Annotated in this window: 26 protein-coding genes; 1 reads left to right on the forward strand and 25 read right to left on the reverse strand. The window is 53.7% G+C overall.

Annotated elements, in window-relative coordinates:
- Positions 1-2 precede the first annotated feature (2 nt).
- From BMX91_RS06365 to BMX91_RS06385, 5 genes are all read right to left on the reverse strand, one after another.
- Positions 3-1142: an acyl-CoA dehydrogenase family protein gene (locus BMX91_RS06365; RefSeq protein WP_092051225.1), complete on the reverse strand. Its 1140-nt coding sequence runs from the start codon at positions 1140-1142 to the stop codon at positions 3-5.
- A gap of 201 nt (positions 1143-1343) precedes the next feature.
- Positions 1344-2456 (reverse strand): RNA polymerase sigma factor RpoD, encoded by a 1113-nt coding sequence (gene rpoD / locus BMX91_RS06370; RefSeq protein WP_092051227.1) that lies wholly within the window; start codon positions 2454-2456, stop codon positions 1344-1346.
- Between the two features lie 30 nt (positions 2457-2486).
- On the reverse strand, positions 2487-4310 hold the full coding sequence (gene dnaG / locus BMX91_RS06375) for a DNA primase (RefSeq protein WP_092051229.1): 1824 nt from the start codon (positions 4308-4310) through the stop codon (positions 2487-2489).
- Between the two features lie 252 nt (positions 4311-4562).
- On the reverse strand, positions 4563-5378 hold the full coding sequence (locus BMX91_RS06380) for a pyruvate, water dikinase regulatory protein (RefSeq protein ID WP_092051231.1): 816 nt from the start codon (positions 5376-5378) through the stop codon (positions 4563-4565).
- 10 nt (positions 5379-5388) lie between these two features.
- Entirely contained in the window at positions 5389-6027 is a 639-nt protein-coding gene (locus tag BMX91_RS06385; protein ID WP_177168301.1) for a helix-turn-helix transcriptional regulator, read from the reverse strand.
- Between the two features lie 317 nt (positions 6028-6344).
- On the opposite strand from BMX91_RS06385, the gene BMX91_RS06390 reads away from it, so the two are divergent.
- Entirely contained in the window at positions 6345-7724 is a 1380-nt protein-coding gene (locus BMX91_RS06390) for a glycine--tRNA ligase (protein WP_092051233.1), read from the forward strand.
- A 77-nt stretch (positions 7725-7801) separates the two neighbouring features.
- Here BMX91_RS06390 and recO read toward each other — a convergent pair whose 3' ends face one another.
- The 20 genes from recO to grpE form a co-directional block, all read right to left on the reverse strand.
- Positions 7802-8632 (reverse strand): DNA repair protein RecO, encoded by an 831-nt coding sequence (recO, locus tag BMX91_RS06395; protein WP_092051235.1) that lies wholly within the window; start codon positions 8630-8632, stop codon positions 7802-7804.
- A 56-nt stretch (positions 8633-8688) separates the two neighbouring features.
- Positions 8689-9603 (reverse strand): GTPase Era, encoded by a 915-nt coding sequence (gene era, locus BMX91_RS06400; RefSeq protein WP_177168302.1) that lies wholly within the window; start codon positions 9601-9603, stop codon positions 8689-8691.
- The gene (locus BMX91_RS06405) at positions 9593-9997 is read right to left on the reverse strand and encodes a cytidine deaminase (protein ID WP_092051237.1); all 405 of its coding nucleotides are present in this window, start codon (positions 9995-9997) and stop codon (positions 9593-9595) included. The genes era and BMX91_RS06405 overlap by 11 nt, the downstream gene beginning before the upstream one ends.
- Positions 9998-10010: 13 nt before the next feature.
- Positions 10011-10376 carry a diacylglycerol kinase family protein gene (locus tag BMX91_RS06410; RefSeq protein ID WP_092051239.1) on the reverse strand — a complete coding sequence of 122 codons (366 nt, stop codon included), beginning with the start codon at positions 10374-10376 and terminating at the stop codon, positions 10011-10013.
- Positions 10363-10851, reverse strand: coding sequence for an rRNA maturation RNase YbeY (ybeY, locus tag BMX91_RS06415; RefSeq protein WP_092051241.1), 489 nt, complete (start codon positions 10849-10851; stop codon positions 10363-10365). The genes BMX91_RS06410 and ybeY overlap by 14 nt, the downstream gene beginning before the upstream one ends.
- Before the next feature lie 18 nt (positions 10852-10869).
- Positions 10870-12993, reverse strand: a complete 2124-nt coding sequence (locus tag BMX91_RS06420; protein ID WP_092051243.1) for an HD family phosphohydrolase — start codon at positions 12991-12993, stop codon at positions 10870-10872.
- A gap of 132 nt (positions 12994-13125) precedes the next feature.
- Positions 13126-14088, reverse strand: a complete 963-nt coding sequence (locus BMX91_RS06425; protein ID WP_407640870.1) for a PhoH family protein — start codon at positions 14086-14088, stop codon at positions 13126-13128.
- Between the two features lie 4 nt (positions 14089-14092).
- Positions 14093-15217: a sporulation protein YqfD gene (locus tag BMX91_RS06430; RefSeq protein ID WP_092051244.1), complete on the reverse strand. Its 1125-nt coding sequence runs from the start codon at positions 15215-15217 to the stop codon at positions 14093-14095.
- Positions 15204-15452 (reverse strand): hypothetical protein, encoded by a 249-nt coding sequence (locus BMX91_RS06435; RefSeq protein ID WP_092051246.1) that lies wholly within the window; start codon positions 15450-15452, stop codon positions 15204-15206. Before BMX91_RS06435 ends, BMX91_RS06430 begins: the two co-directional genes overlap by 14 nt.
- A gap of 68 nt (positions 15453-15520) precedes the next feature.
- Positions 15521-16048 (reverse strand): hypothetical protein, encoded by a 528-nt coding sequence (locus BMX91_RS06440; protein WP_092051247.1) that lies wholly within the window; start codon positions 16046-16048, stop codon positions 15521-15523.
- Between the two features lie 30 nt (positions 16049-16078).
- On the reverse strand, positions 16079-17077 hold the full coding sequence (gene floA, locus BMX91_RS06445) for a flotillin-like protein FloA (protein ID WP_092051249.1): 999 nt from the start codon (positions 17075-17077) through the stop codon (positions 16079-16081).
- A gap of 11 nt (positions 17078-17088) precedes the next feature.
- Positions 17089-18411, reverse strand: a complete 1323-nt coding sequence (locus tag BMX91_RS06450) for an NfeD family protein (RefSeq protein ID WP_092051251.1) — start codon at positions 18409-18411, stop codon at positions 17089-17091.
- Positions 18412-18581: 170 nt separating this feature from the next.
- Positions 18582-18755, reverse strand: coding sequence for a 30S ribosomal protein S21 (gene rpsU / locus BMX91_RS06455; RefSeq protein WP_092051253.1), 174 nt, complete (start codon positions 18753-18755; stop codon positions 18582-18584).
- Between the two features lie 131 nt (positions 18756-18886).
- Positions 18887-19558: a deoxyribose-phosphate aldolase gene (deoC, locus tag BMX91_RS06460; protein ID WP_092051256.1), complete on the reverse strand. Its 672-nt coding sequence runs from the start codon at positions 19556-19558 to the stop codon at positions 18887-18889.
- Between the two features lie 109 nt (positions 19559-19667).
- Positions 19668-21011: a tRNA (N(6)-L-threonylcarbamoyladenosine(37)-C(2))-methylthiotransferase MtaB gene (gene mtaB, locus BMX91_RS06465; RefSeq protein WP_092051258.1), complete on the reverse strand. Its 1344-nt coding sequence runs from the start codon at positions 21009-21011 to the stop codon at positions 19668-19670.
- Between the two features lie 5 nt (positions 21012-21016).
- Positions 21017-21763: a 16S rRNA (uracil(1498)-N(3))-methyltransferase gene (locus BMX91_RS06470; RefSeq protein ID WP_092051260.1), complete on the reverse strand. Its 747-nt coding sequence runs from the start codon at positions 21761-21763 to the stop codon at positions 21017-21019.
- On the reverse strand, positions 21744-22715 hold the full coding sequence (gene prmA / locus BMX91_RS06475; protein WP_092051261.1) for a 50S ribosomal protein L11 methyltransferase: 972 nt from the start codon (positions 22713-22715) through the stop codon (positions 21744-21746). Before prmA ends, BMX91_RS06470 begins: the two co-directional genes overlap by 20 nt.
- Positions 22716-22729: 14 nt before the next feature.
- Complete coding sequence (gene dnaJ / locus BMX91_RS06480) at positions 22730-23872, reverse strand: molecular chaperone DnaJ (RefSeq protein WP_092051263.1); 1143 nt, start codon at positions 23870-23872, stop codon at positions 22730-22732.
- 174 nt (positions 23873-24046) lie between these two features.
- Positions 24047-25882 (reverse strand): molecular chaperone DnaK, encoded by a 1836-nt coding sequence (dnaK, locus tag BMX91_RS06485; protein ID WP_092051265.1) that lies wholly within the window; start codon positions 25880-25882, stop codon positions 24047-24049.
- A 47-nt stretch (positions 25883-25929) separates the two neighbouring features.
- A complete protein-coding gene (gene grpE / locus BMX91_RS06490; protein ID WP_281242814.1) occupies positions 25930-26511 on the reverse strand; it encodes a nucleotide exchange factor GrpE in 582 nt (193 codons plus the stop codon).
- Positions 26512-26606 lie beyond the last annotated feature (95 nt).

Here is a 26606-nt window from a genome sequence, read left to right on the forward strand (position 1 = left end):
TCTTACACCCCAATATGGCGTGCAATGACCATATGCTGGACCTCTGATGTCCCTTCGCCGATTTCCAGCAGTTTCGCGTCGCGCATATAGCGCTCGACTTCATATTCTTTCATGTATCCATAACCGCCATGCAGCTGGATGGCCTCGTCCGCGACTTCCATGGCGATTTCGGATGCGTAGAGCTTGCACATCGCCGCTTCTTTTGAGAACGGACGGCCCTGATCTTTTAGCCAGGCGGCCTTATAGACCATCGTCCTGGCCAGTTCAATCTTCATTGCCATATCGGCAAGCTTAAACTGGTTCACCTGGAAGTCTGCAATGGCACGCCCGAACTGCTTGCGCTCCTTCGCATATTGAAGTGAACGGTCAAACGCAGCCTGCGCGATACCTACTGCCATCGCTCCGATTCCGATCCGTCCTCCATCAAGCGTCACGAGGAACTGGCGGAAGCCGTTGCCGCGCTTCCCAAGCAGGTTTTCCTGCGGAACTCGGACATTTTCAAGTACAAGCTCTGTCGTATTGGAGGCATTCAGCCCCATCTTTTCATAATTATCGATCACCTTGAATCCTTCCGCATCCGTCGGGACGATAATGGCGGAAATCTCTTTTTTGCCGTCGGCCGAACCGGTAATGGCGGTGAGCGCGAGATGTTTGGCATGGCTTGCATTCGTAATGAACACCTTGTTGCCGCTGATGACGAAATCGTCCCCTTCCGATTTCGCGGCCGTCTGCGTTCCGCCCGCATCGGAACCGGCATTCGGCTCTGTGAGGCCAAAGGCTCCCAGTGACTCCCCTGTACAGATCGGCACCAGATACTTTTCCTTCTGCTCTTCTGTACCGAATAAGTTCAGAGGCGCTCCTCCCAGTGAAATATGAGCCGAATACGTGATTCCTGTAGAAGCACAAGCACGGCTCAACTCTTCCGTCACAATGGCAAAGCTGACCGTATCTGCCCCCGCTCCCCCGTATTTCTCGTCGAACGGAAGGCCCATCATCCCCATTTCCCCAAGCTGCCGGAATATGTCCTTCGGAAATTCTTTTGTCCTGTCCCGCTCAATCGCCCCCGGAGCCACGACCTCGTCTGCAAATTCCCGAATGGTTTTTCGAATCATCTGCTGCTCATCAGTCAGGTCAAAGTTCATTTTGCATCCCCCTTTGTGAATACGCTTTCATAGATAGTATAACTGAACGAGCGCTCGCTTAACAACTCCAATAAAGCTGCTGCGGAAAGCAATTTCGTCAATGTCAACCAACCATGTTCAAACAAAACGAGCCGTCACCCCACAATCGGGTGACGGCTCGTCCACGTATTTCAGATGCCCGCCAATGCGGACGGCTGAATTTTATTCCAGAAAATCTTTAAGCCGCTTTGAGCGCGACGGATGGCGCAGCTTGCGGAGCGCCTTCGCCTCGATCTGGCGGATCCGTTCGCGAGTGACGCCGAATACCTTGCCCACTTCTTCGAGCGTACGGGTTCTTCCGTCATCAAGGCCGAAGCGGAGACGAAGAACATTCTCCTCACGGTCTGTCAGGGTATCAAGCACATCCTCAAGCTGTTCCTTGAGAAGCTCGTATGCTGCGTGGTCCGATGGGGACTGAGCCTCGGAGTCTTCGATGAAATCGCCAAGATGTGAGTCGTCCTCTTCTCCGATCGGAGTTTCCAGGGAAACAGGCTCTTGGGCAATCTTCAGGATTTCCCTGACTTTCTCTGCAGGAAGGTCCATCTCTTCCCCGATTTCCTCTGGCGTCGGTTCACGCCCAAGGTCCTGGAGCAGCTGTCTCTGGACACGGATCAGCTTGTTGATCGTCTCGACCATATGGACCGGAATTCGGATAGTCCTGGCCTGGTCCGCGATAGCGCGTGTGATTGCCTGCCGGATCCACCATGTCGCATACGTACTGAATTTAAATCCTTTGCGGTAGTCAAACTTCTCTACCGCTTTGATGAGGCCCATATTCCCTTCCTGGATCAGGTCCAGGAAAAGCATGCCGCGCCCGACATACCGTTTGGCAATTGAGACGACAAGCCGCAGGTTGGCTTCCGCCAGGCGTTTTTTAGCTTCTTCGTTCCCATCTTCGATTCGTTTGGCAAGTGAGATTTCCTCTTCCGCAGAAAGGAGGTCAACCCGGCCGATCTCTTTCAGATACATTCTGACAGGGTCATTGATTTTGACTCCGGGCGGCACGCTCAGATCATTGAGGTCAAATTCTTCTTCCTCGCCCTCTTCGCCCTTTTGGCCCTTACCTTTACGGTCGAGTTCAATGCCCTGTTCTTCGATCTGATCAAGGAATTCCTCGAAATGATCCGGCTCCATATCGAAAGCGGATAGTTTTTCCGTTACATAGTCAAAAGAAAGCTCGCCTGCCTTTTTACCTTGCTCAAGCAACTGTGCTTTCAATTCTTCAATTGTCATTTCGTGTTCGTGCTCATTAGACTGGCCTGAAAGGTCTGCCATTTTACTCCTCCTCCTGCAAAGCCGGCACTGTTACAATGCCGACAAGGACTTTCTCAATGCTATGATTTCACTGGATAATTGTAGGGCGCGGCTGAGATCACTCATCTTTTCCGCTTCCCTCGATTGCTGCAGCTTGTCGCTGATCGACATCTCGATCCTGTATTTTCTGATATGGCGGATGCTGTCCCGGATCTCTTCTTCCGCGTGTTCTCCGGAAGATCCCGCGATCGCCGTTTCCATGACGATTTTCCTCAGTTCCGGATCATCGAGGGTTTCACAGAACCGATGTACATCGGGTTCGCCATATTCCTCATAAAATCCTGCAAGTCTGACGAAAATCGCCGTATATTCATCATGAAAGAACGGGCTGCCTTCGTCTGAGTCCCTGAACCGGGCAAAAAGCGTACCGTCTCGGAGCATATGGTACAGCATAATCCGCTCTGCTCTGGCCACCGGGGATTTTCTGGGCTTCCCCTGGGGCCTGGCAGATTCGGCAGGCCTTCCAATCTCCTCGGACGGCGCATGCCGTTCTTTTCGGGTATGCCGGGCTTCCGACTTCCTGAATTGGGATGTGAGTGCATCCACGGAAACACCTGTCTCTTCGGACAGTTGCTTCAGGTAAATGTCACGCTCAACAGGAGTCGTCTTGCCTGCCAGTTCCTTCAAGACCTCGTGGATATACTGAAGAAGGTCATTTTCGTTCTTAAGGTTCTTTTCCCTTTTTGCATACATCATCGCGAACGAAAGAAGTGTGTGCGGTTGGCCGATAATACGGTCCCTGAACGCCTCGCCCCCGTACTTTTTAAGGTAATCGTCCGGGTCCAGCCCTTCCGGAACGATGGCCACCTTGGCATCAAGGCGGTTCGTCGGGAACATCCGGCTAAATCGCCTGGCAGCTTCCCAGCCCGCATTGTCACCATCCGTACAGATAATGACCTCGTTCGTCACACGGCCCAATAGCGACAAATGCTTGTCCGACATGGCGGTACCCATCAGGGCGACGCCGGACTGAATACCGGCCTCATCTGCCGAAATGACATCCATGAAACCTTCGAACAATATTACATTACCCGATTTACGGGCCGCGAGACGTGCATTGTGGTAATTATAGAGAATTTCGCTTTTGTTGAAGATAGGCGTCTCGGGGCTGTTGAGGTATTTCGGTTCATTACCGGCCTTTTGGATCACCCTTCCGGAAAACCCGACAGTTTTCCCATTCGTGTCATGGAGCGGAAACATGACCCTGTTCCTGAACCGGTCAAAAGCGCCGCTGCCATTATCGGGGATAATAGCCAGCCCCGACTCTGAAAGTTCTTCATCACTGAACCCTTTTCGTTTCAGCAAAGTGACAAGAGATTCCCGGTTGCCGAGTGACCAGCCGATTCCGAACTTCTCAATGGTATCCCGCGTAAAGCCCCGGCCGTACAGATAATTGAGCGCTTCCTCCCCTTCCACGGTGTTCAACAGCAAATGCCTGTAAAACTCTTCCGCGTACCGATGGGCTTCCAAAAGCCGGCGATGGCCCGAAGGCAACTGCTTTTCACTGCCCGCCATGTCTCCGACTTCCACTTCCACACCAGAACGCGCACCAAGTTTCGCCACCGCTTCAACGAATGACAGGTTTTCGACGTCCATAACGAACGTGATGGCGTTCCCGCCTGCCCCGCACCCGAAACAATGAAACATTTGCTTGTCTTCGGACACCGAGAAAGACGGGGAATTTTCATCATGGAACGGACAGAGTCCGAACCAGTTCCTTCCCCTTTTCGTCAGCTGTACATATTCACCGATCAGCCCGACGATATCTGTCTGGGAACGGATCGTTTCAATCTTCTCCTCCGGAATCCGCTTCATCCGTCACACCACACTTTCGGCCGTACTCTCGAATTCGAGATTCAATTTCGGAATCCTTCATCGTTCGACAAAAAAGTGCGCAGGAGAGAAGAAAATCGCCCACTACGCGCATTTTATTCACAATATCCAATTATAATACGCCTCAATGAACTTTTCCACCTTCAGATAGGCTTTTCTTTAAATTCTTCCTTAACATTCTGTACCGGCTGCCGCAAAAAAAGAACCTGCCTTTCAAAAAGGCGGTTCTGCCGTTTATCGTTCGCGGTTTTGCTTGATATTCAGGATTATATTCGCAGTTTCTTCCACTGCACGATCGGTCACATCGATGACTCTGCAGCCGATTCTGTCCGCCACCGAATAAAAATGATCGATTTCGGATTGAATCCTTTCGATTTTTGCATAGTTCGCATCGTCTTTTAAGCCAAGTGCCTTAAGACGCTCTTTTCGGATGGAATTCAGCTTTTCAGGCGAAATGACAAGACCGAAACACTTTTCCGGATCAATCTGGAACAATTCCTCCGGCGGCTCCACCTCGGGCACGAGCGGCACGTTTGCCACTTTGTATCGCTTGTGGGCAAGATACTGGGACAGAGGGGTCTTGGACGTCCGCGAGACTCCGATCAGAACAATATCGGCCAGCAACAAACCACGCGGATCACGCCCGTCATCGTACTTCACCGCAAACTCGATCGCTTCGATTTTCTGGAAATAGTCCTCATCCAGCATCCTGACGCGTCCCGGCTCTTCCGATGCCTTCTCGTTGAGCGTGCTTCCAATCACTTCGATGATCGGGCCGAGCAGGTCGATCGACGGGATATTCCTGCGCTCGCATTCCTTCTTAAGAAATGTCCTCATCTCATCCTTCACCAAAGTATAAAGGATGATGGCATTCTGTTCGGCGGCAAGCTCTGTGATTTCATGAAGCTGGTCGGTTGATTCCACATGTGGAATCCGTTTGACCGCAGTTGATTCGAAGTCTTCCCGGAACTGGCTGATGGCCGCCTTCGCCACCAGGTCGCCGGTTTCACCGATTGAATCGGATACAATATACATTTTCAGTTGATTCATAGGGCACCTCTCACAAATCGTGATTTTCCGCCAGCGACAAAAACGCCGATGTGATGTTTGTCTTCGTGATGCGACCGATGACCGAAAGGCCCTCTTCCGTTTCCTCGACGACCGGGAGCGCATCGATCTGCCGCTCGATCAGCACCTTGGCGACATGGACAAGGGCCTCGTTCTTCCTGCAATAAGCGATATTCGGCATCCTCGTCATAATCATATGGACGGGGATCTTTTCCAGGTCGGTTCCGCCGATTGCAGTTCTGAGCAAGTCTTTCCTGGACAGGATTCCGGTCAGCCTGGATTGGTCATCCACAACGATCAGGGTACCGACGTCCTCGAGGAACATCTGCGTGATCGCATCATAGACGGACAATGATTCCTTTACGACGACCGGAATCGACTGGAAGTCACGTACCTTCATATTCATCATGTTCTCGGTCAGGTGCTGATCCTTTTTCTTGCCCGAATAGAAATAGCCGACACGCGGCCGGGCATCCAGAAAACCTGCCATCGTCAGGATGGCTAGGTCGGGCCGTATCGTGGCGCGGGTCAGGCTGAGCCGTTCCGCGATCTGTTCGCCCGTGATCGGCCCGTCGGCCTTCACGATCTCCAGAATCTCATCCTGACGCTTATTGAGTTCCATACGACTCACATCCTGTACTTGATGGGTAATAGCCTAGTTCATTATATCTGAATCCCCGTCCGATTGCGAAACGATTGAACCCGTGCTACAATGTTGTCAAACTCCATACGGCACTGACGGGACAATCAAGTAGTATCCGACAACAGCGAGCAGGGACGGTGAAAGCCTGCAAGGATATGAAGCGGCATCCCCGAGCCGATCTCTCTGAAAGAGGGCCGGTCTACCGGCCAATCGGGGTGGAACCGCGGGTCATCAAGCACCCGTCCCCGGACCTTGTGTCCGGGGACGGGTGCTTTTTGAATTCAATTATTCGAGGAGGAACTGAAATGACAACAATGGAAACGATCGTCACACTGGCCAAGCACCGGGGATTTGTCTTCCCGGGATCCGACATTTACGGCGGCCTCGCCAACACATGGGACTACGGCCCACTCGGCGTAGAACTGAAAAACAACATCAAGAAAGCATGGTGGAAGAAGTTCATCCAGGAGTCCCCGTACAACGTTGGCCTCGACGCTGCAATCCTTATGAACCCCAAGGTCTGGCAGGCATCGGGCCATGTCGGCAACTTCAACGACCCGATGATCGACTGTAAAAGCTGTAAAGCCCGCCATCGTGCGGACAAACTGATTGAAAACAAACTTGAGGCAGAAGGCAACGAGATGGTGGTTGACGGCATGCCATTTGAAAAGATGCAGGAACTCATTTCTGAGCACAACATCACCTGCCCGGACTGCGGAGCACAGGACTTCACCGATATCCGCCAGTTCAACCTGATGTTCAAGACTTCGCAGGGCGTGACAGATTCTTCGTCCAACGACATCTACCTCCGGCCGGAAACAGCACAGGGAATTTTCGTCAACTTCAAGAATGTCCAGCGTTCCATGCGCAAAAAACTGCCGTTTGGAATTGCCCAGGTCGGCAAAAGCTTCCGGAATGAAATCACGCCGGGCAACTTCACTTTCCGCACACGGGAATTTGAACAGATGGAGCTGGAGTTTTTCTGCAAGCCGGGTGAAGACCTTGAGTGGTACGCCTACTGGCGCGACTTCTGCAAAAACTGGCTTGATCAGCTTAACATGACGGATGAAAACGTCCGTCTTCGTGAACATGACAAAGAAGAACTCTCCCACTATTCGAATGCGACCGTCGATATTGAATATAAATTCCCGTTCGGCTGGGGCGAACTTTGGGGAATCGCAGACCGCACCGATTTCGATCTGAAGCGTCACATGGAGCATTCCGGTGAAGACTTCACGTACACCGATCCGGAATCCGGCGAGAAATTTGTCCCTTATTGCATCGAACCTTCCCTCGGGGCGGACCGGGTCACACTTGCATTCCTTTGCGATGCGTATGATGAAGAGAAAATCGGGGATGACGACCAGCGCACGGTCCTCCGCTTCCATCCGGCACTGGCACCTTTCAAGGCAGCGGTCCTTCCGCTTTCCAAGAAACTTTCCGAAGAGGCTCAGGACGTTTGGGCGGAACTGCGCAAATCCTTCCCTGTGGATTATGACGAATCGCAGTCGATCGGGAAACGCTACCGCAGGCAGGACGAAATCGGCACTCCGTTTTGCATCACCTACGACTTTGACTCCAAGGAAGACGGCCAAGTTACTGTCCGCGACCGCGACACGATGGAACAGGTCCGCATGCCAATCAGCGAAGTACACGCGTTTATCGAAAAACGGCTTGAATTCTGATATTCAAACCAAAAGGCAGTCCGCTCCGGCGGACTGCCTTTTCATGTGTGAGGATGACTCATTTCCCTGAAAACTGTTCACGGCAGGTTTTCAGGTGCGCTACACTCGTCGTCCGGTTCCTTTTTGTCTTCCGTACCGTCCGCTGCCTGCTCCTGCCTGCCAAAGGAAGGCATGCGGTCCAGCTGATCAAGGAAAGAGGCGGATTTCAGGCGGACACCCACTTGTTCATCGTAGATCGTCCGGACAATTTTCCTCATGAACTTTTTCGTCGCGGGCTTTAGCGTCAGCTTGCCAACCTGCTCGATCGGCACATTATAAAATGTCCTGATCAAGCGGAGGTGAGACGGTGACAGGCGGATCAGATATGGATCGACATGGAAACAGCGATGGCATAGGAAGCCGATCTCCTGGAAGGAAAACGCAAACTCACCTTCAGTAGCACCGCAGCTTGCACACTGATGAAGAACCGGATGAATTCCTGCCACCGGAAGCATTTTCCATTCCACAAACAACGTAATCGCCTCAGGGTCATACTCCTCATCTATCGCATGGAATGCCTGTCTGAGTAGCTCGAATTGGCCGGATGACGGCTGGTTGTCCTCAATGAGACGGTCCATAAGCTCTGCAATATAGCTTGCATAGGCGGTTGCCATAATGTCGTGATGCAAATGGCGCATCGTCCGGAGCGCATCCCCAGACTGCAAAGTTCCCATGCCTTTCCCTTTATAGACCATGAAAATCCCGTGTGTGAATGGCTGTGTCACCGCCGCCAGCCTGCTGGCAGGTTTCTTAGCTCCCCGCGCCATCGCGGTCACCTTTCCGGCTTCTCTCGTCAGGAACGTTACGACTTTATTTGTCTCCCCATACGGTCCGGTGCGCAGGACAATTCCTTCCCACTTGTTCAGCATGCGTGTGCCTCCTTCCCGGATATGCAGAAAAGCGCGGGCACCCGGCCCGCGCCCCGTCAGTATTCATCGTCCCGGAAACCATACTCCCTAAGCTGGTTGGAGCGGTTTCTCCAGTCTTTTTGGACCTTCACCCAAAGCTCAAGGTAAACCTTGCTGCCTAGCAGCATTTCGATATCCTGCCGCGCCCTTGTGCCGACCTCTTTCAGGAGAGCACCCCGCTTGCCGATCACTATGCCTTTCTGGGAGTCACGTTCGACGATGATTGTCGCACTGACATCCACCGTATCCTGGCCTTCGCGTTTGGCGATCCGCTCAATCACGACAGCAACCGAATGCGGTATTTCTTCACGGGTAAGATGAAGCACCTTTTCCCGGATCAGCTCAGAAATAATGAACCGCTCGGGATGGTCGGTCACCTGATCTGCCGGATAATATTGAGGACCTTCAGGCAGATACTCCTTGATGACTTCCATGAGACGTTCCACATTGTTGCCCTGGAGGGCGGAGATGGGAACAATTTCGTCGAAGTCCATCAGGCCACGATAGGTATCGATGACACCGATCAGTTCGTCGGGGTGGATGAGATCGATTTTGTTCAGGACGAGGACGACCGGAGTTCCGCTGTCCCTCAGCATGTCCATGATGAACTCGTCTCCCTTGCCGAGGGATTCATCGGCATTCGCCATGAAGAGGACCAAGTCCACTTCCTTGAGCGTGTTTTTGGCCACCTTCATCATGAAGTCGCCCAGCTTGTGCTTCGGTTTGTGGATGCCTGGCGTGTCGATAAACACCATCTGGCTGTCTTCCGTCGTGACAACACCCTGGACCTTATTTCTTGTGGTCTGGGGCTTGTCGCTCATGATCGCGATTTTCTGGCCGACCACACGGTTGAGGAAAGTCGACTTCCCTACATTTGGACGCCCGATGATCGAAATGAATCCTGATTTGTATCCTTCACGGTTATTCAGCATTTTCCATATCCTCCGCCTTAAACGCGCCAGGGAGGAGTTCCCTGACCGTTGTTTCCGCGACATCCCCTTGCAGGTTCGTCAAATATACGGGCATGTCACCTTCGCAGAACTCCGAGATGACCTGGCGGCAGGCACCACATGGTGATACCGGTCCAGGGGTATCTGCCACAACCGCAAGAGCCTTGAACTCACGGTGCCCTTCAGAGATTGCCTTGAAGAAAGCCGTGCGCTCCGCGCAATTGGTCATGCTGTAACCGGAATTCTCGATGTTGCATCCGCCGAACACTTCACCATCCCGGGTCAGGAGCGCTGCACCCACCTGAAATTTCGAGTAAGGCACGTATGCGAGTTCACGGGCATTTTTGGCCCGCTCCATCAGTTGTTGTTTATCCATAAATTAACCACCTTCAAAATAAGAGATTTATCCATTTGGGAATGAAAATCATGCAGCCGATGAGAATGCTCGCCGCGGCAAAAATCAGGACCGCCCCGGCTGCAGCATCTTTCGCCTGTCCCGCCAGCGGGTGGTGTTCGGAGGATACCAGGTCCACCACCCGTTCGATGGCTGTGTTCATCAGCTCCAGGGCTAGCATGCCGCCAAACAGGATGATCAGAACAATCCATTCGGCCGTCGATAGACCGGTAATCCAGCCCGCTCCGCTAACTGACAAGGCCGCCATGATATGGATCCTGAAGTTCTGTTCGGCGGCTGCCACATGAGCAATTCCATTCCATGCATACCGGAACGAACGGAAAAGCTTACGGACGTCCATCCGTGTCACGCCCGAGTCCGAACGATTCCAATATTTCATCCTGACGGCCGAACATTCTTCGTTCGTCCGCTTCGTTCATATGGTCGTAACCGAGGAGATGAAGAAAGCCGTGAAGAGCCAGAAAACCGATTTCCCTTTCCCGGCTATGGCCATATTCTTCAGCTTGCCGGTCCGCCGTCTCGGTGGAGATCAGAATATCGCCTAGCAACCGCGGCATTCCTTCAGGCTGGTTGACCGCTACTTCCCCCTCGACCGTTTCTTCAAGTGCGAACGAGATTACGTCTGTTGCCCGGTCTTTTTCCCGGTAATCCCGGTTGACCGACCTGATCGATTCATCGTCCATAAAAGTGACGGATAGTTCCGCCTCCCCGACATCTTCCATTTTTCCGGCATGTTCCAGCAGGCGGACGACCAGTTGCTGATCCTTTTCCCTAACTGTACCGGTTTCATCCATCAAATCGATCGTCAGTGTCATTTCCAGTCCTCCAGTCGGTCATTTCGGATATTCGATCCGGTTATGGAATACTCCGTTGAGCGTCGTGCAGATCACGTCCGCCACAATCTTCAATTCCCTGAAACTGAGATCGCATTCAGAAAATTGCCCATCATTCATTTTGTCCTTGATGATGGATTGGACCAACTGCTCGATCTTCTCGGGCGTCGGCTCCTTCATCGAACGGACTGCAGCCTCACAGCTGTCAGCGATCGAAATGACTGCGATTTCCTTGGTCTGTGGCTTGGGCCCCGGGTATCTGTAGGCGGCTTCATCGACATTCTTTCCTGATTCTCCTGCTTTTACATGGAAATATTTGAGGAGCGTCGTACCATGGTGCTGCCGTGCGATATCCACAAGCTCGCTGGGCATGCCATTCTTTTTCAGAATCTCCGCTCCGTCCGCTGCATGGGCAATGATAATGTCCCGGCTCTTTTCTGGAGGCAATGTATCATGCGGGTTGGTGCCCGCCATCTGGTTCTCGATGAAAAAGGCCGGCCTCCGTGTCTTTCCGATATCATGGTAATAGCTCCCGACCCGGGCAAGCAGCCCGTTTGCACCGATTGCCTCGCAGGCCGCATCGGACAGGTTGGCGACCATGACACTGTGGTGATATGTACCCGGCGTTTCCGTCAGAATTCTTTTCAGAAGCGGATGATTCGGATTGGAAAGTTCGACAAGCTTCAGGTCGGACAGGATTCCGAACACGGATTCGAAAAAGGGCATCAGGCCTATGGTGAGCGCGCCGGACAACAGACCGGAACCAAGTGCGGCAATCATGAAGAATGACCACTCCTGCAAGCCGAAATGCGACTGGGTCATCAGGAGATAAAATGTGATGAAAACGGCATTGGCGGCCGAAACACCAAAGCTTGCCGCCAGGATCGACGATCTGCGCCCGTCTCCCTGGATCAGATAGTGCCCGGCAAAGCCGCCAAACAGGATGTACAGGACAATCTCCATATTGGCAACAGGCGAATATCCTTCCTGCAGCAGAATGCCGCCAGTTGCGGCAGTAAGTACGGTCAGGAGAATCGCCATCCTCCCATCCGTCAGAAGCCGCAGTAGAAACGGAACAAGCGCTGTCGGATAAACATAGGCAAGTGCCATATTAAAATCAATCTCTGTCGCTGCAAGCAGCTTCATGGCCAATATCGTAAGGAAATAAATAACGAGTGTAATGGCAAGCCATTTCTTTTTCACGTGCACGGGCTGTTCGAGCTGCCTGAAATGCCGGTAAATAAACCAGAAGATCAGCAGGGTGAAGAGTCCGATTGCCAGTACGGGGCGCAGTGAAGTGTTCTCGTTCAGAAGGCCGGCCAGCTCCAGCTGACGGTGGACTTCCCTGTCAATAATCTGCCCTTCCTGGACGATCACCTGCCCCTGAAGGATCCGGGTCGGTTCAACTTCCGTCTTGGCATGCTCGATGCGCGCTTCTGTCTGCTGTTCGTCCAACCTTTCATTTACCGTAATGCTGGAGCGGCCGATTTCCACGGCTGCCGGCATGAGCCCCGCCGGGATGGCCAAAGAGCGGATCCGCCCTTCCGTCTCATTCCTTGAATCGGCAAGAGCCGTATCCCGGATCGGCTGCTCCATGATCTCCGACACAATCTCACTGACGGAATCACGGACTTTCACAAGATCATCATTGCCCGAACGAATCAGCATTCCGAGAAGTTCGTCGGAAAGACGGAAGCCGCCCCCAGATTCTTCAAGGCCCTCCAGCTTCTTTCGGAGATCCGCAATCTGGCCGGCAGTGTCAGGAGGGGATTCTTTTTCATTATCATTGTCTTTTGCGGCTTCTTCTTTGGCATCCAGCGCATAGTCGAAAACAGAGCGCACAACCGCTGCACTGTTTTGGGCTGCCTCTTCGTCAAAATCATAAACAGGCGTGACCTCTGAAGCGGCACGCTGCCTTTCCTGTTCCGTCTTGACGGGATCTTCCACCGTCTTGGTCGCCCGTATCGTCTCATTGGCGAGATGGAACATCTGGATATCGTATGTCTCGTCCTTCACACTTCCAAGCATGAGTCCAAAAGCCAGAAGTGAGGAAAGTCCGAGAAGGATAATAGAGAAAACAGAAAAAGAAATCCTTTCAATAAGCGATTGCCAACCCTTGAACATATCAGCTTCCCCCTAGCGGCCTGCAGAAACGCCCTTTCCCTCTCCTTGACGGAAATCATCCCGGCCGGAAAGATAAAAAAACCGGCCGGACTCCAGCTGAGGCAGGAGGTCTCGGCCGGAGAACCGTTTTGGTCACTCCCGGTGACTGCTTGCTTCGTATGCTTCGATGATCCGGGCAACCAGCGGGTGGCGGACGACATCGGCCTGCTCAAAGTGCAGGAAGCGGATCCCCTGGACATCTTTCAGGATACGCTGAGCGACAATCAGCCCGGATTCCGTCCCGCGCGGCAGGTCGATTTGCGTCTGGTCACCTGTAATCACCATCTTCGAGCCGAAGCCGAGGCGGGTCATGAACATTTTCATCTGTGCCTTTGTCGTGTTCTGCGCCTCATCAAGAATAACAAACGCATCATCCAATGTGCGCCCTCGCATATAGGCAAGCGGTGCAATTTCAATAGTGCCCCGCTCAATCAGGCGTTCGGTCTGTTCCGCTCCAAGCACATCATGAAGCGAATCATACAGCGGCCTCAGGTACGGGTCGACTTTTTCTTTCAGATCGCCCGGCAGAAAACCGAGGTTTTCCCCCGCTTCCACGGCGGGGCGCGTCAGGATGATGCGTTTGACCTGTCCGTTCTTCAGTGCCTGTACGGCCATGACGACGGCGAGGTAGGTTTTGCCGGTACCGGCCGGGCCGATACCGAACACCATGTCATCCGCGCGGATTGCGTGGACGTATTCGCGCTGGCCGATCGTCTTGGCACGGATGGCCTTGCCTTTCGAGTTTCTTGCGATTTCTTCGTCATAAAGCTCCGCGAAGTATTCGATCGTCCCGTTCTTAGCCATTTCCAGTGCCGTGGAGACGTCGCGCAGATTAATATTGATGCCCTTGCGGATCACGCGCAAAAGCTGCCTAAGGAGCTCCTGAGCAGTTCCACGCTGCTCCTCTTCGCCCTGGATCACGATGACCCCGCCGCGCGTAAGCACCCGCACACCGAGTTCTTCTTCAATCAGTTTCATGTTCTGGTCGGAGATGCCGAGCAGCATCACCGCTTCATTCGGATCTTCCACATGCAGTTGTACCGTATTTTCTTCCAATCGATCAATCTCCTTGGGAAATGTGTTTTCTTACGGCAATATTTTCATTAATGAGAAATAATATGGTCCCCTTTACTTTATCATTATCATAATGCACTCGCAAAACTTTTTCATCCTTTACCGTTGCGTCAGGATCTAGTGTGGACAGCATTTTTTCCTTTAGCACCGACAGGATGATCGGCTCTCCGTTTTCTTCGGTCAGCCGGATTTCCCTCGCCATCCCGCTGCGGCTTTCCGACAGTGTCAGGAACGGGCTGATAAAAGAGGGCATCGGGATTTCGCGCCAGACATCAGCATTTGCTGATTTCCCTCCAATAGCTAGCTGGTACGCCGTTTCACCGGGTGCCGAATACCTGATCACGGCCGGCATCTCGAAACGGGTCTCCACATAATAATCCCCGTACACCTTGCCTTCCGCACCGGTTACGTGGCTGTCCTCTCTCTGCGTAATAATGCCGGATGCGACGATGTCCCCTTTTTCTACCGTGGTATTGGGGAGTACGTTCCTGACGCCCTTGGTGAGCTCGAAACGGGTGATCACCGCTCGCTTGGATGCCGCCAGATGAGCAGGTTGGAGGTCTCCCTCCCCTTTTTCCCCGGTTTCCGGCGCCTCAATCGGATGCACGGTCAGCCGGCCCCCTTCCCGGCTCACACGCACCCAGCTAAGGCCCGGGTCAGCGACCATCAGATCATTCCTGATCCGGGCCTCGTCCGGAACAGAGCCAATCGGGATAAAAGGCCGGATGCCGCTTTTCTCCAAGTAGTCACTGATGCGCTCCTGGCGCTCCGGTTTGCCGCCCTCGACCCCGACAGACCAGATCAGGCCGGAGCAGGCAAGGGGAACCAGCAGGAATAACAGAACAGCAGCAACGGATAATGGGGAACGATCGAGGATGATGCCTGTACGGCCTGCACTTAACCTGAGACGGACCCGGTATTTGAGCCTGAGTCTCCTGATGGCGGGCATGTCCTTGCGGAAAACAGAAAACTGCAGGCGGTTCCCCTCAGCTTCGGCATCCCGAATGCGGATGCCGGATGCGGCGCAGGCAGAGAAAAACGCCTCCGCACCGCTGCCCGACACTGTCACTCGTACAGTTTCCTTCCCGCGCAGCCGCTCAGCCGTCCGCATGGTCCCTCGTCCGGATCAGCGTGAGGCGATCCAGCCGGTCGAATGTGATCAGGGCCGCCTCGTCTCCGACCTCCTCCACAGCCACCGCTTCTCCCTCCAATGTCAGCGCATATGGAGCCAGGCGAAGGCTGATCGCACGATCGCCGATTTTCCCGATCGTGAATTTTCCGTTGAGCCGCAGTGTCCGGTGGTCCTCGATTTCCAGAAATGGGACCATCCTAAAAAATCTGCGCATACAAAAACCCCCCTTGGCCTTCAGTTTATGACAGGCCAAGAGGGGGCATTCACACCGGCCGGAGCCGGTTATCTTCTTTTTGCTTTTGGCGGACCGAGAATTTCGGCGAACACGATCGCCCGCGCGAGGTCCTCTTCGGATTCCGGCAAAAGGCGGTCAGGTTCAGCGATTTCCGTTTTGTAGATTGGCTGCTCGGTCACCGCTTTGCGATCGCGTGTGCGTTCACGGGTACGATCCTGCCTCGGATTGCGGGCAGTATCAGTCCCGTCTGCAGAGGTCCGTGTAATCTGTTGCGGCACACGCTCTGAACGCGTGACCACTTCCGGCTTTGGCTGCACAGGCTTTTTCTCTACTGTGCGGGGATCGGTCCGAAACTCCCCGGCCTCTTTCTGGATCTCCTTCTGAAGATCTTCGTAAAGTTGTTTTGTCAGGTCTTTCAGGCTGCCGCTTTTTTCAGCCGGCCTCCGGGGCACATCCTGACGGGATGGCGGCGCCTGTGTCTGCCCCGGCCTTTTTTCCGGTGGTTTCTGGTTGTCCTTTCCCTTGAACAGGGAGCCGATTATCAGAGAGATGATCAGCAGGATGATCGGTTCCATCAGCTCATCCCCTTTCCGTCACACGTCGGATCATTGGCCGTCGGGGCGCTTATCCTGCTCCTTGCCCATTTTGCCGAGGGATTCGCGCATCGAGGTATCTGCCTGGATGTTTTTGTAGTTTACGTAGTCCATGATCCCGATGTTGCCTGTGCGAAGAGCTTCAGCCATGGCGAGAGGCACTTCCGCCTCGGCTTCGACGACCTTGGCGCGCATCTCGCCGACTTTGGCGCGCATTTCCTGCTCGCTCGCAACAGCCATGGCACGGCGTTCTTCCGCTTTCGCCTGGGCAATTTTCTTATCGGCGTCTGCCTGCTCGGTCTGAAGCTCGGCACCAATGTTCTTGCCGATGTCGACATCGGCGATATCGATCGAAAGGATTTCAAATGCCGTTCCCGAGTCCAGGCCTTTTGAAAGGACTGTCTGGGAGATCATATCCGGATTTTCCAGGACGACGGTATGGTGCTTGGAAGAACCGATTGTCGAGACGATCCCTTCACCGACACGGGCAACGATCGTTTCCTCGCCGGCACCGCCGACGAGCCGTTCGATGTTTGCCCGGACAGTGATCCGGGATTTTGCCTTGACTTCGATTCCGTTCATGGCAACACCCGCGATAAACGGCGTTTCGATGACTTTAGGGTTGACCGACATGCTGACGGCTTCGAGCACGTCACGGCCGGCAAGGTCGATTGCCGCCGCCCGCTCGAATGTCAGAGCGATGTTCGCACGGTGCGCCGCGATAAGGGCGTTGACGACCCGGTCCACGTTACCTCCTGCGAGATAATGGCTCTCCAGCTGGTTGATGCTCACATCGAGCCCTGCTTTGTGGGCCTTGATGAGCGGGTTGACGATTCGGCTCGGAATAACTCGGCGGAGCCGCATCCCGATCAGTGTGAAGATGCTGATTTTCACGCCGGCTGCGAGTGCGGAAATCCACAATGTGACCGGCACGAATGTAAAGAAGATCGACAGGGCGATAATCACCAGAAACGCAACGATGATCAGCCCGATTGTTCCCAATCCTAGCATTCTGTTTCCTCCTATTCGGCGGAGGCTTCCCGGACAACGATCCTGGAGCCTTCCACTTTTGTGATCTTAACATTTTGATCTTTCCCGATAAACCTTCCTTCAGAGACGACGTCAAGATATTCTCCGTCCAGTTCGGCAGTTCCGGAAGGCCGGAGCGGTGTCACCGTTGTTGCCGTACGGCCGATAAGTTCGAGCCGGTTGGCATTGGAGACATAGCCGCTTTCTGTATCGGTGGCGTCCCTGAGGATTAGCCGGTTAAGAAGATGGAGCCGTTTGCCAAAGAATTTCATCATGATCACCATTCCCAATATCGTGATGACCAGTGCAGTGACGACAGAGATGGCCATCCAGGCCGGGTCGGCCCCTGCCATAATGATGCCCGCAACCATGGCCACAGCACCGATAATGCCCAGAATTCCTCCCGGTACAAACAGCTCGGCTATGAGCAGGCCGATACCTGCCAGGAACAGCAGAAGGGATTCATATCCTGCCAGGCCGGCAACGAGGTGTCCATAGAAAAACAGGAGCAATGCCCCGGCGCCCATCGAACCGGGGATACCGAATCCGGGCGAATACAGCTCGACGACAAGGCCCAGCCCCGCAATCGAAAGCAGGATCGGTACAACGACGGGATTCGTGATGAAACGTGCAAGTTTTTCGCTGAATGTTTCATTCATCTTGACGACTTCTGCGCCTTCAAGACCTGCGGTTGCCAGCAGTTCATCAAATGACGACACAGTTCCCTCACTGTAATTGACTTCCAGCGCCTCGTCGGCGGACAGGGTCAGCAGCTTGCCTTTCCCCGCACGGTATTCGGGAAAGTCCATGTCGGCATTGGCCATGGCAAGCGCATAGTCTGGATCCCGCCCCTGATCGGATGATTCTGCTGCCGCCTTCATCGAGGCGAGCCAAGCACTGTTGGCCTTGTCATCGGCAGCATTGCCGGACTGGTCAATTACCTGAGCAGCGCCGATCCGGCCGTTCGGGTCCATATAGATTTCGTCGGCATGGAGTGCTAGGAACGCACCGGCCGACAGGGCATCGCGGTTGATATAGGCGATTGTGCGGAGTTCCGTTTCATCCATCAGCTTGGCAATCCGGCCTGCTGCATCCACAAATCCCCCGGGTGTGTTGATCTCGAGGATAATCGTATCTGCTCCAGCCTCTTTGGCCTCACCGAATGAACGGCTCAGAAACTCATACAGCCCCCGCTCGACTTCGTTTTCCAATGGCACGTGGTATACTTTGCCGCTATCCGCTCCGGCATGGGGTATCGCCAAGAGGAACATGGCAGCGAACAGAAGGAGGCCGCGGATCAAGCGGATTCCTTTCAAGTCTTCACCCCCATTCGTCTCTCGTCCATTATAGGTGATTCTACGTATGAACAAAGCAATAAGTTTCATTAAAATGAAATAAACCGGAAAATCCCGTGGGATTTTCCGGTTTTGCATACATTATCTGATTCTGGCCATTCCTGTTATGGAGGCAGGGATGGTGAGGGGGATCAGTATTTGCGCTTGCGGGCTGCTTCGGACTTTTTCTTCCGCTTGATGCTTGGCTTCTCATAGTACTCGCGTTTGCGGGCCTCTTTAATCGTACCCGATTTGGAAACACCACGTTTGAAGCGGCGAAGAGCATCTTCAAGCGATTCGTTTTTACGAACGACAGTTTTTGTCATGTCTTTTCCCCTCCCTCCGTACGCACTTCCATACATGAAAACACGTCATGTACTCAGAAATTATAGCCTAAATCATGAAGCGGGTCAATATATATCTTTCATCTTGGCATATAACATTTTTATTCAGCAGATCAGTAATCTTCAGAAGATGTGAGACCCTGCATGATTTTGACTCCGGAGCTCGCGCCGATCCTTGTGGCGCCTGCTTCTGCCATGTTCTGCAGATCTTCCAGGCTGCGGACGCCGCCGGAAGCCTTTACGCCCATTTCCTCGCCGACTGTTAGCCGCATAAGCGCAACATCTTCCACCGTTGCGCCGCCCGTAGAGAAACCGGTTGACGTCTTGACGAAGTCCGCCCCTGCATTTTTGGAAAGGCGGCATGCGATAATTTTTTCATCGTTGGTCAGAAGGCACGCCTCAATGATGACTTTGACGATCGCTTTACCGGCAGCCGCTTCCACGACAGCGCGAATATCTGCTTCGACCGTTTCTTCATCGCCGCTTTTCAGCGCGCCGATGTTCAGGACCATATCGATTTCCTCTGCGCCTTTTTCGATGGCGTCCTTTGTTTCGAACGCTTTCGTCTCTTTTGTGCTCGCGCCGAGCGGGAAGCCGATGACCGTACACACTTTCACATCGGTTCCAGAAAGCTCGCCTGCAGCTGTTTCCACCCAGTACGGGTTCACACAGACGGAAGCAAAACTGTACTCCTTCGCTTCCGCGCATAGCTCTGCGATCTGTTCTTTCGTCACTTCGGGTTTGAGAAGCGTATGGTCGATCATTGATGCGACATTGGTATTCATAGTATTTCCTCCTTATTGGTCCTTGCCCTATTTGCTGACTTGCCTGTGAATTCCCCGTCCGGACGCAAGACGCCCGGAAGCCGGGAATCCGGCTCCGGGCGATGCCGGCTCAGGCGACCGGTACCGTACCATCTTCGATGACTCTAACAAAAGCACCCTCATTATAAGGATAGCCCGCCTTCGTGATTTTCACTCGGACAATCTTTCCGACCATTGATTCATCGGCAGGGATGACAACTTTCATATAGTTATCGGTATAGCCCTCGTAGAGCCCGCTTTCCGGATCTTCCTTGAATGGCTCTTCGGGAATCATTTCGAGTACTTGTCCCTCGTAGGCCGATGCATATTCCTTCGCGAGCTGATCGTTCAGCTGGAGAAGGCGGTGGACGCGTTCATTCTTGACGGCTTCGTCAATCTGATTATCCATCCGGGCGGCCGGCGTGCCGATCCGCATTGAGTACGGGAACACGTGCAGTTCGGCAAAACGGTGATCACGGATGAATTCGAATGTCTCCATGAACTCTTCTTCCGTTTCACCCGGGAAGCCTACAATAACATCCGAAGTCAGTGCAAAGTCCGGAAGTGCATCGCGCAGACGCTCGAGACGCTCCGCAAAGAAGGCCATCGTATACTTCCTGCGCATGCGCTTCAGCACCGTGTCGGAGCCGGATTGAATCGGAATGTGCAGGTGGCGAACAACAATGTTGGAAGCCTTCAAGACAGCGATCACTTCATCGGTCAGCTGGCTTGCCTCGATCGAGGAAATCCGCAACCGCTTAAGCCCGGGCACCTGCGCTTCGATGTCCCTGAGCAGCTGTGCAAGATTATACTCTTTCAGGTCTTCCCCGTAGCCGCCCGTATGGATGCCGGTAAGCACGATTTCCTTGTATCCTGCGTCAACAAGCTGGCGTGCCTGATGGATGACTTCCTCCGGATCACGGGAGCGCATCAGACCGCGCGCCCAGGGGATGATGCAGAATGTGCAGAAGTTGTTGCAGCCTTCCTGGATTTTCAGTGAGGCCCGGGTTCTGTCAGTGAAGGACGGAACATCCAGTTCTTCATAGACCCTGTTCTTCATGATGTTGCCGACCGCATTGATAGGCTGGCGTTCCCTGCGATACTGCTCGATATAACCGAGCAGCTTCGTCCGGTCCTGCGTGCCGACAACAATGTCTACACCCGGGATCTCCATGATCTCCGCGGACGATGTCTGCGCGTAGCAGCCGGTGACACAAACAACGGCATCCGGATTCGTCCTGATGGCACGCCGAATCACCTGGCGGCTTTTTTTGTCACTCGTATTCGTGACAGTACATGTATTGATGACGTAGACATCCGCGCGGCCCTCAAATTCCGCCCGCTCATAGTCAGCGTCCTTGAACAGCTGCCAGATGGCCTCCGTCTCGTAATGGTTTACTTTACAGCCCAATGTGTGAAAGGCGACTGTCGACATGGGGCTCACCTCTTTCCTTCTATTTCGCTTGAAATCGCGGCTAATGCATATAGCGGAGCCGTTTCCGCCCTCAGGATGCGCGGCCCGAGCGCGATGGGCCTGAACCCTGCCGCACGGAACCGCTCTGCCTCCTCGCGGCTGATACCGCCTTCAGGCCCGAAGACTGCCAGTACCTTTTGTCCATGATACACGTTTTCAATCAGAGCGGCAATCGAGCCCCCGCTGCGGACTTTGGCAGATTCCTCGTCCGCTATAAGAAGCAGATCGAATGACTCAGCAAGCCGGATAAGGCCGTCCAGGCCGGTTACATCCGAAATCTCGGGAATGATGCTCCGGTGCGACTGCTCCGCCGCCTCCTTTGCAATCTTCCGTAGCCGGTCAATCTTCTTTGCGCTCTTTTTACTGTCCCATTTCACGATGGAACGCTCTGCTTCAAAAGGAATCAATCCTGCCATGCCAAGTTCGGTGCCCTTCTGGACAATCAGGTCCAGCTTGTCTCCCTTCGGCAGTCCCGCCGCGACAGTCACGCCAATCGGCATCTCATTTGACGGCAGGGATCCTTGTGTCTTCCGGATCACCACATCGCCGTCAAGCGCAATGATTTCAGATTGAAAAGCCTCTCCATCCGAAACTGCGATCAGCTTCCCGCCTTCGGCCATCCTCATCACCTTCGTGATATGGCGGGCATCGTCTCCGGATATCAAAGCCCGGCCGCTATCATCAAACGGGTCATCAAGAAAGTATCTCTGCATCCTGTCCACCCGCTTCCGGTTTCCGTGCAATGATGGCCGTCCAGTCTTCCATCACCATCACTTCCTCGATCAGAAAGCCGGATTCCGTCAGTGCTTCTTTTACATCGTCCTTTTTCTGGGCGATGATGCCGGAAGTGATGAAGAGGCCTCCCGGCTTAATGACCTGGTAGGCATCATCCGTGAAGGTGACAATCACTTCGGCGAGGATGTTGGCGACCGCAACATCCGGACGTCCGTCGTAAGCATCCAGAAGATTGCCGTGGCGGACGTCGATTGGTGTCGTGAGCCCATTTAGCTCCACGTTTTTCCGGGCGGACTGCACAGCTACCTCATCCAGGTCGAGTGCCGTGATCCGTCCGGCACCGAGCAGGGCCGCTCCGATCGACAGGACTCCCGAGCCGGTTCCGATATCCACCACCTCGTCCCCTTCACGGACCGTTTTTTCCAGCGCCTGCAGGCACATGACCGTCGTCGGATGGGTCCCCGTTCCGAATGCCATGCCCGGATCCAGCTCGATGATCAGCTCATCCGTACTGAGCTTTTCGTATTCTTCCCATGTCGGGACAATCGTGAACCGTTTTGAAATTTTGACCGGATGGTAATAATCCTTCCAGGCGGTCGACCAGTCCTCTTCGTCCACTTCGGACTGGGTGACCGAGTTTGGACCGATGTCGAGACCGTAGGATTCCAGATTGGAGATTTCATTTTTCAACTCATTCACCGTCTCGGGAAGAAAGCTGTTGACCGGCAGGTAGGCCTTCACGATGGCACCCTCGGCCGGGTAATCTGCCCTGTCCAGTTCATACAGTTCTCCGAACCGTGTATCGTGTTCGAGGTCAGGCTCACGGGAGTCCTCAATAACGACTCCGCTTGCACCGGCTTCATAGAGAAGGTTGGAGACAGCCTCCATCGCTTCGTTGGAAGTGTGCACCGCGATTTCCGCCCATTTCAATAGAATCAGCCCTTTCAGTCACCCTTGAATGTACGCTTCAGACGGTCAAACAGCGAACTTTGATATTCATCCGGAGCATCTCCGCTGACAGCGGCAAAGTCCCGCATCAGCTGCTTCTGCTTTTCGGTCATTTTCGTCGGAGTGATCAGCTTGATGATGACATGCTGGTCGCCCGTTCCATATCCATGAACATTCGGGACACCCTTGCCCTTCAGGCGGAATGTCGTTCCTGTCTGTGTACCTGCCGGAATCTTCAGCTTCACCTTGCCGTGGACGGTCGGGACTTCGACTTCGTCGCCAAGAGCTGCCTGCGGGAAGTTGATCCGGAGTTCAAGAAGAACATCGTCTCCTTCGCGGACAAACCGCTCATGGGGCCGAACGCGGAATTCCACATACAGGTCTCCCGCAGGACCGCCGTTGATGCCGGGTTCTCCCTGGCCTGCGACACGAAGCTGCTGCCCGTCTTCGACACCCGCCGGAATATTGACTTTGATGCGCTTACGCTTGGTGACTCTTCCCGCACCGTGGCAATCGGAGCATTTCTCCGGAATGATCTTGCCCGTACCCTGGCAGGTCGGGCATGAGCGACGGTTGACCATCTGGCCGAATGGTGTATTCTGCGCCACACTGATTTGTCCTGAGCCGCCGCATTCGCCACAAGTACTGACGCTAGTGCCCGGTTTGGCCCCATCGCCGCCGCAAGTATCGCAGGTCTCTTCCTTGTCGACTTCGATTTCCGTGTCTTTGCCGAAGACCGCTTCCATAAAGTCAATCGTCATCGTATAGGCGAGGTCTGACCCCTGGCGAGGGGCATTCGGGTCACGCCGCCGGCCGCCTCCTCCCCCGAAGAACGTATTCAGGATATCGTCAAAGTCGAACCCGGCGGCACCGCCGCCGAATCCTCCCCCGCCGAATCCGCCTCCTCCAAAACCGCCGGCCGCATCGGCATGGCCGAACTGGTCATAGCGGGCGCGTTTGTCTTCATCGCTCAGAACTTCATACGCTTCGGCTATTTCCTTGAATTTCTCATCGGATCCCTCATCCTTGTTCAGGTCGGGATGATACTTTTTGGACAATTGCCTGTAGGCTTTCTTGATTTCTTCTTTACTAGCAGATTTCGTGACGCCAAGCACTTCATAGTAATCACGCTTGCTCATAGTTTCACTCCTGACTCGCTTGCATGACAATCATTGTATCATGCTGAAAATAGTCTTTCAAAATGGATCTGAACCCCACCCGTCTTCATCCGGCGGCTCCATGCCGTCCATGAAGATTTCGGACAGAAGAAAAGCCAAAGCCGAAACACCGACTTTGGCTTTTCCGAGGGCGGATTATTTGTTGTTCTTGTCATCGTCGACTTCTTCGAAGTCTGCGTCGACGACGCCGTCATCGGAGGATCCGCCGTCCTGCTGCTCCTGCTGAGCCTGAGCCTGCTGGGCAGCCTGTTCGTACATCTTCACCGACATCTGCTGGACAATTTCCATGAGCTTGTCTTTCTTCGTCCGGATATCTTCGATGTCATCCTTTTCGAGAGCGGACTTCAGCTCGTCTTTCGCTTCTTCAGCCTGCTTCTTCTCTTCTTCGGAGACATTGTCGCCTAGATCGGAGAGTGTTTTTTCTGTCATGAAAACAGCCTGGTCGGCTTCGTTGCGCAGTTCAGCCTCTTCCTGGCGCTTCTTGTCAGCATCAGCATTCGCTTCCGCTTCCTTGATCATGCGTTCGATCTCATCATCAGACAGTGAGCTGTCGGATTGGATTGTGATGCGCTGTTCTTTATTCGTGCCGAGGTCCTTCGCTTTGACGTTGACAATCCCGTTTTTATCGATGTCGAATGTGACTTCGATCTGCGGGATTCCACGTGGTGCCGGAGGAATATCCGTCAGCTGGAAGCGGCCCAGCGTTTTATTGTCGGCAGCCATCGGGCGTTCGCCCTGGAGGACATGGATGTCAACGGCAGGCTGGTTGTCTGCAGCTGTCGAGAACACTTGTGACTTGGAAGTCGGAATGGTTGTGTTCCGGTCGATCAGCTTCGTCATGACACCGCCCATCGTCTCGATACCGAGTGACAGCGGGGTGACGTCGAGAAGAACGACATCCTGTACATCGCCCGAGAGCACTCCGCCCTGGACTGCAGCGCCCATCGCAACCACTTCATCAGGGTTTACGCCGCGGTGCGGCTCTTTCCCGGTCGCTTTTTTGATGGCTTCCTGAACGGCAGGGATCCGTGTGGAACCGCCCACGAGGATAACCTGGTCAAGTTCATCCGGAGAAAGGCCCGCATCTTTCAGTGCCTGGCGGGTCGGAACCATCGTGCGCTCGACGAGATTTGCAGTCAATTCGTCGAACTTCGCACGGGAAAGCGTCATCTCCAAGTGCATCGGGCCAGCTTCGCCGGCTGTGATGAACGGAAGGGAGATTTGTGCCGAAGTGACTCCAGAAAGGTCTTTTTTCGCCTTTTCAGCCGCATCTTTCAGGCGCTGCATTGCCATCTTGTCCTTGGACAGGTCGATTCCGTTTTCTTTTTTGAATTCGTCTACGAGCCAATCCATGATCGCCTGGTCAAAATCGTCTCCCCCAAGCTGGTTGTCACCGGCTGTTGCTCGTACTTCGAATACACCATCGCCGAGTTCGAGAATCGAAACGTCGAACGTGCCGCCGCCAAGGTCATAGACCAGAATCGTCTGTTCACTTTCTGTCTTGTCCAGTCCATAGGCGAGGGCAGCTGCCGTCGGCTCATTGATGATCCGCTCGACTTCGAGGCCTGCGATGCGGCCGGCATCTTTTGTCGCCTGACGCGCAGCGTCGTTGAAGTAAGCCGGAACCGTGATGACTGCCTTGCTTACCTTTTCGCCGAGATAGTCTTCCGCGTACCCTTTCAGGTACTGGAGAATCATTGCCGAAACTTCCTGCGGAGAGTAGTCACGGTCTTCTGCGGATACTTTCTCGTTGGTACCCATCAGCCTTTTGACCGACATGATTGTATTTGGATTGGTGATCGACTGGCGTTTTGCCACTTCACCGACCTGGCGCTCGCCGTTCTTGAACGATACGACCGAAGGGGTTGTCCGGTTGCCTTCCGGGTTCGGAACGACTTTCGGCTCGCCGCCTTCCAGTACCGCTACTACAGAGTTAGTTGTTCCAAGGTCGATCCCGATGATTTTGCTCATTGTCCATTCCTCCTAAAATCAATGCATCTTGAAGCATCATTCGTGTTTTACTCGTTTACTTTAACCATTGAAGGACGCAGAATCCGGTCCTTCAGCATATACCCTTTTTGCAGTTCTTCCAAAATGGTATTGGACGGCTTGGAGTCGTCCTGGCCCTGCATGACGGCATGGTGGAAGTTCGGATCGAACTCCTTGCCTTCCGTCTCGATCTCTTCCAGCCCTTCCTTCTCCAGAGCGGAGCGGAATGACCGGGAGATCATCTCCATGCCCTTCTTAAGCGCGATGGCGTCTTCAGACGTCACCTCAGCATCGAATGCACGGCCGAAGTTGTCCAGTACAGGCAAAAGCTCAACCATGAGTTTTTGTGACCGGTACTTTTCGGAAGCTTGCATTTCGGCTGCAGAACGGCGTTTGAAATTCTCGAAATCCGAAAGAAGGCGAAGATATTTGTCTTCTTTCTGTTCCAGTTCCTTTTCAAGCTCTGCAATCCGATCCGCTTCTGTTTCAACGGCCTCTTCTGCGTGGGCTTCAGGAGCGGAAGTGCTTGCTTCTTCTGACAGGTTGTCGCCTTCCACTGCCGCCGTCTTGACGGTTTCTTCATTCATCTCTTTGTTTTCATCGATGGCCACGAAAGAATCTCCTCCAAACACTCAAACTAGACATTCTAAATAATTTTCATGTCAGAATGGAGAATCTCGAAAAACAAGATCCCCAAACTGATCGA

It is taken from the genome of Bhargavaea ginsengi, from assembly GCF_900109165.1.
Taxonomy (GTDB): Bacteria; Bacillota; Bacilli; order Bacillales_A; family Planococcaceae; genus Bhargavaea; species Bhargavaea ginsengi.

Excerpts from the sequence above, each read along its gene's own strand:
- BMX91_RS06365 (WP_092051225.1), bottom strand. The coding sequence starts at position 1,142 with ATGAACTTTGACCTGACTGATGAGCAGCAGATGATTCGAAAAACCATT.
- recO (WP_092051235.1), bottom strand. The coding sequence starts at position 8,632 with ATGCTGAACAAGTGGGAAGGAATTGTCCTGCGCACCGGACCGTATGGG.
- floA (WP_092051249.1), bottom strand. The coding sequence starts at position 17,077 with ATGCTAGGATTGGGAACAATCGGGCTGATCATCGTTGCGTTTCTGGTG.
- ybeY (WP_092051241.1), bottom strand. The coding sequence starts at position 10,851 with ATGACACTGACGATCGATTTGATGGATGAAACCGGTACAGTTAGGGAA.
- era (WP_177168302.1), bottom strand. The coding sequence starts at position 9,603 with ATGCTGAATAACCGTGAAGGATACAAATCAGGATTCATTTCGATCATC.
- BMX91_RS06405 (WP_092051237.1), bottom strand. The coding sequence starts at position 9,997 with ATGGATAAACAACAACTGATGGAGCGGGCCAAAAATGCCCGTGAACTC.
- dnaK (WP_092051265.1), bottom strand. The coding sequence starts at position 25,882 with ATGAGCAAAATCATCGGGATCGACCTTGGAACAACTAACTCTGTAGTA.
- BMX91_RS06410 (WP_092051239.1), bottom strand. The coding sequence starts at position 10,376 with ATGGACGTCCGTAAGCTTTTCCGTTCGTTCCGGTATGCATGGAATGGA.
- dnaJ (WP_092051263.1), bottom strand. The coding sequence starts at position 23,872 with ATGAGCAAGCGTGATTACTATGAAGTGCTTGGCGTCACGAAATCTGCT.
- rpsU (WP_092051253.1), bottom strand. The coding sequence starts at position 18,755 with ATGACAAAAACTGTCGTTCGTAAAAACGAATCGCTTGAAGATGCTCTT.
- BMX91_RS06430 (WP_092051244.1), bottom strand. The coding sequence starts at position 15,217 with ATGCGGACGGCTGAGCGGCTGCGCGGGAAGGAAACTGTACGAGTGACA.
- dnaG (WP_092051229.1), bottom strand. The coding sequence starts at position 4,310 with ATGAAGCGGATTCCGGAGGAGAAGATTGAAACGATCCGTTCCCAGACA.
- BMX91_RS06390 (WP_092051233.1), top strand. The coding sequence starts at position 6,345 with ATGACAACAATGGAAACGATCGTCACACTGGCCAAGCACCGGGGATTT.
- rpoD (WP_092051227.1), bottom strand. The coding sequence starts at position 2,456 with ATGGCAGACCTTTCAGGCCAGTCTAATGAGCACGAACACGAAATGACA.
- mtaB (WP_092051258.1), bottom strand. The coding sequence starts at position 21,011 with ATGTCGACAGTCGCCTTTCACACATTGGGCTGTAAAGTAAACCATTAC.
- BMX91_RS06440 (WP_092051247.1), bottom strand. The coding sequence starts at position 16,048 with ATGGAACCGATCATCCTGCTGATCATCTCTCTGATAATCGGCTCCCTG.
- BMX91_RS06420 (WP_092051243.1), bottom strand. The coding sequence starts at position 12,993 with ATGTTCAAGGGTTGGCAATCGCTTATTGAAAGGATTTCTTTTTCTGTT.
- deoC (WP_092051256.1), bottom strand. The coding sequence starts at position 19,558 with ATGAATACCAATGTCGCATCAATGATCGACCATACGCTTCTCAAACCC.
- BMX91_RS06470 (WP_092051260.1), bottom strand. The coding sequence starts at position 21,763 with ATGCAGAGATACTTTCTTGATGACCCGTTTGATGATAGCGGCCGGGCT.
- BMX91_RS06435 (WP_092051246.1), bottom strand. The coding sequence starts at position 15,452 with ATGCGCAGATTTTTTAGGATGGTCCCATTTCTGGAAATCGAGGACCAC.
- BMX91_RS06380 (WP_092051231.1), bottom strand. The coding sequence starts at position 5,378 with ATGAATCAACTGAAAATGTATATTGTATCCGATTCAATCGGTGAAACC.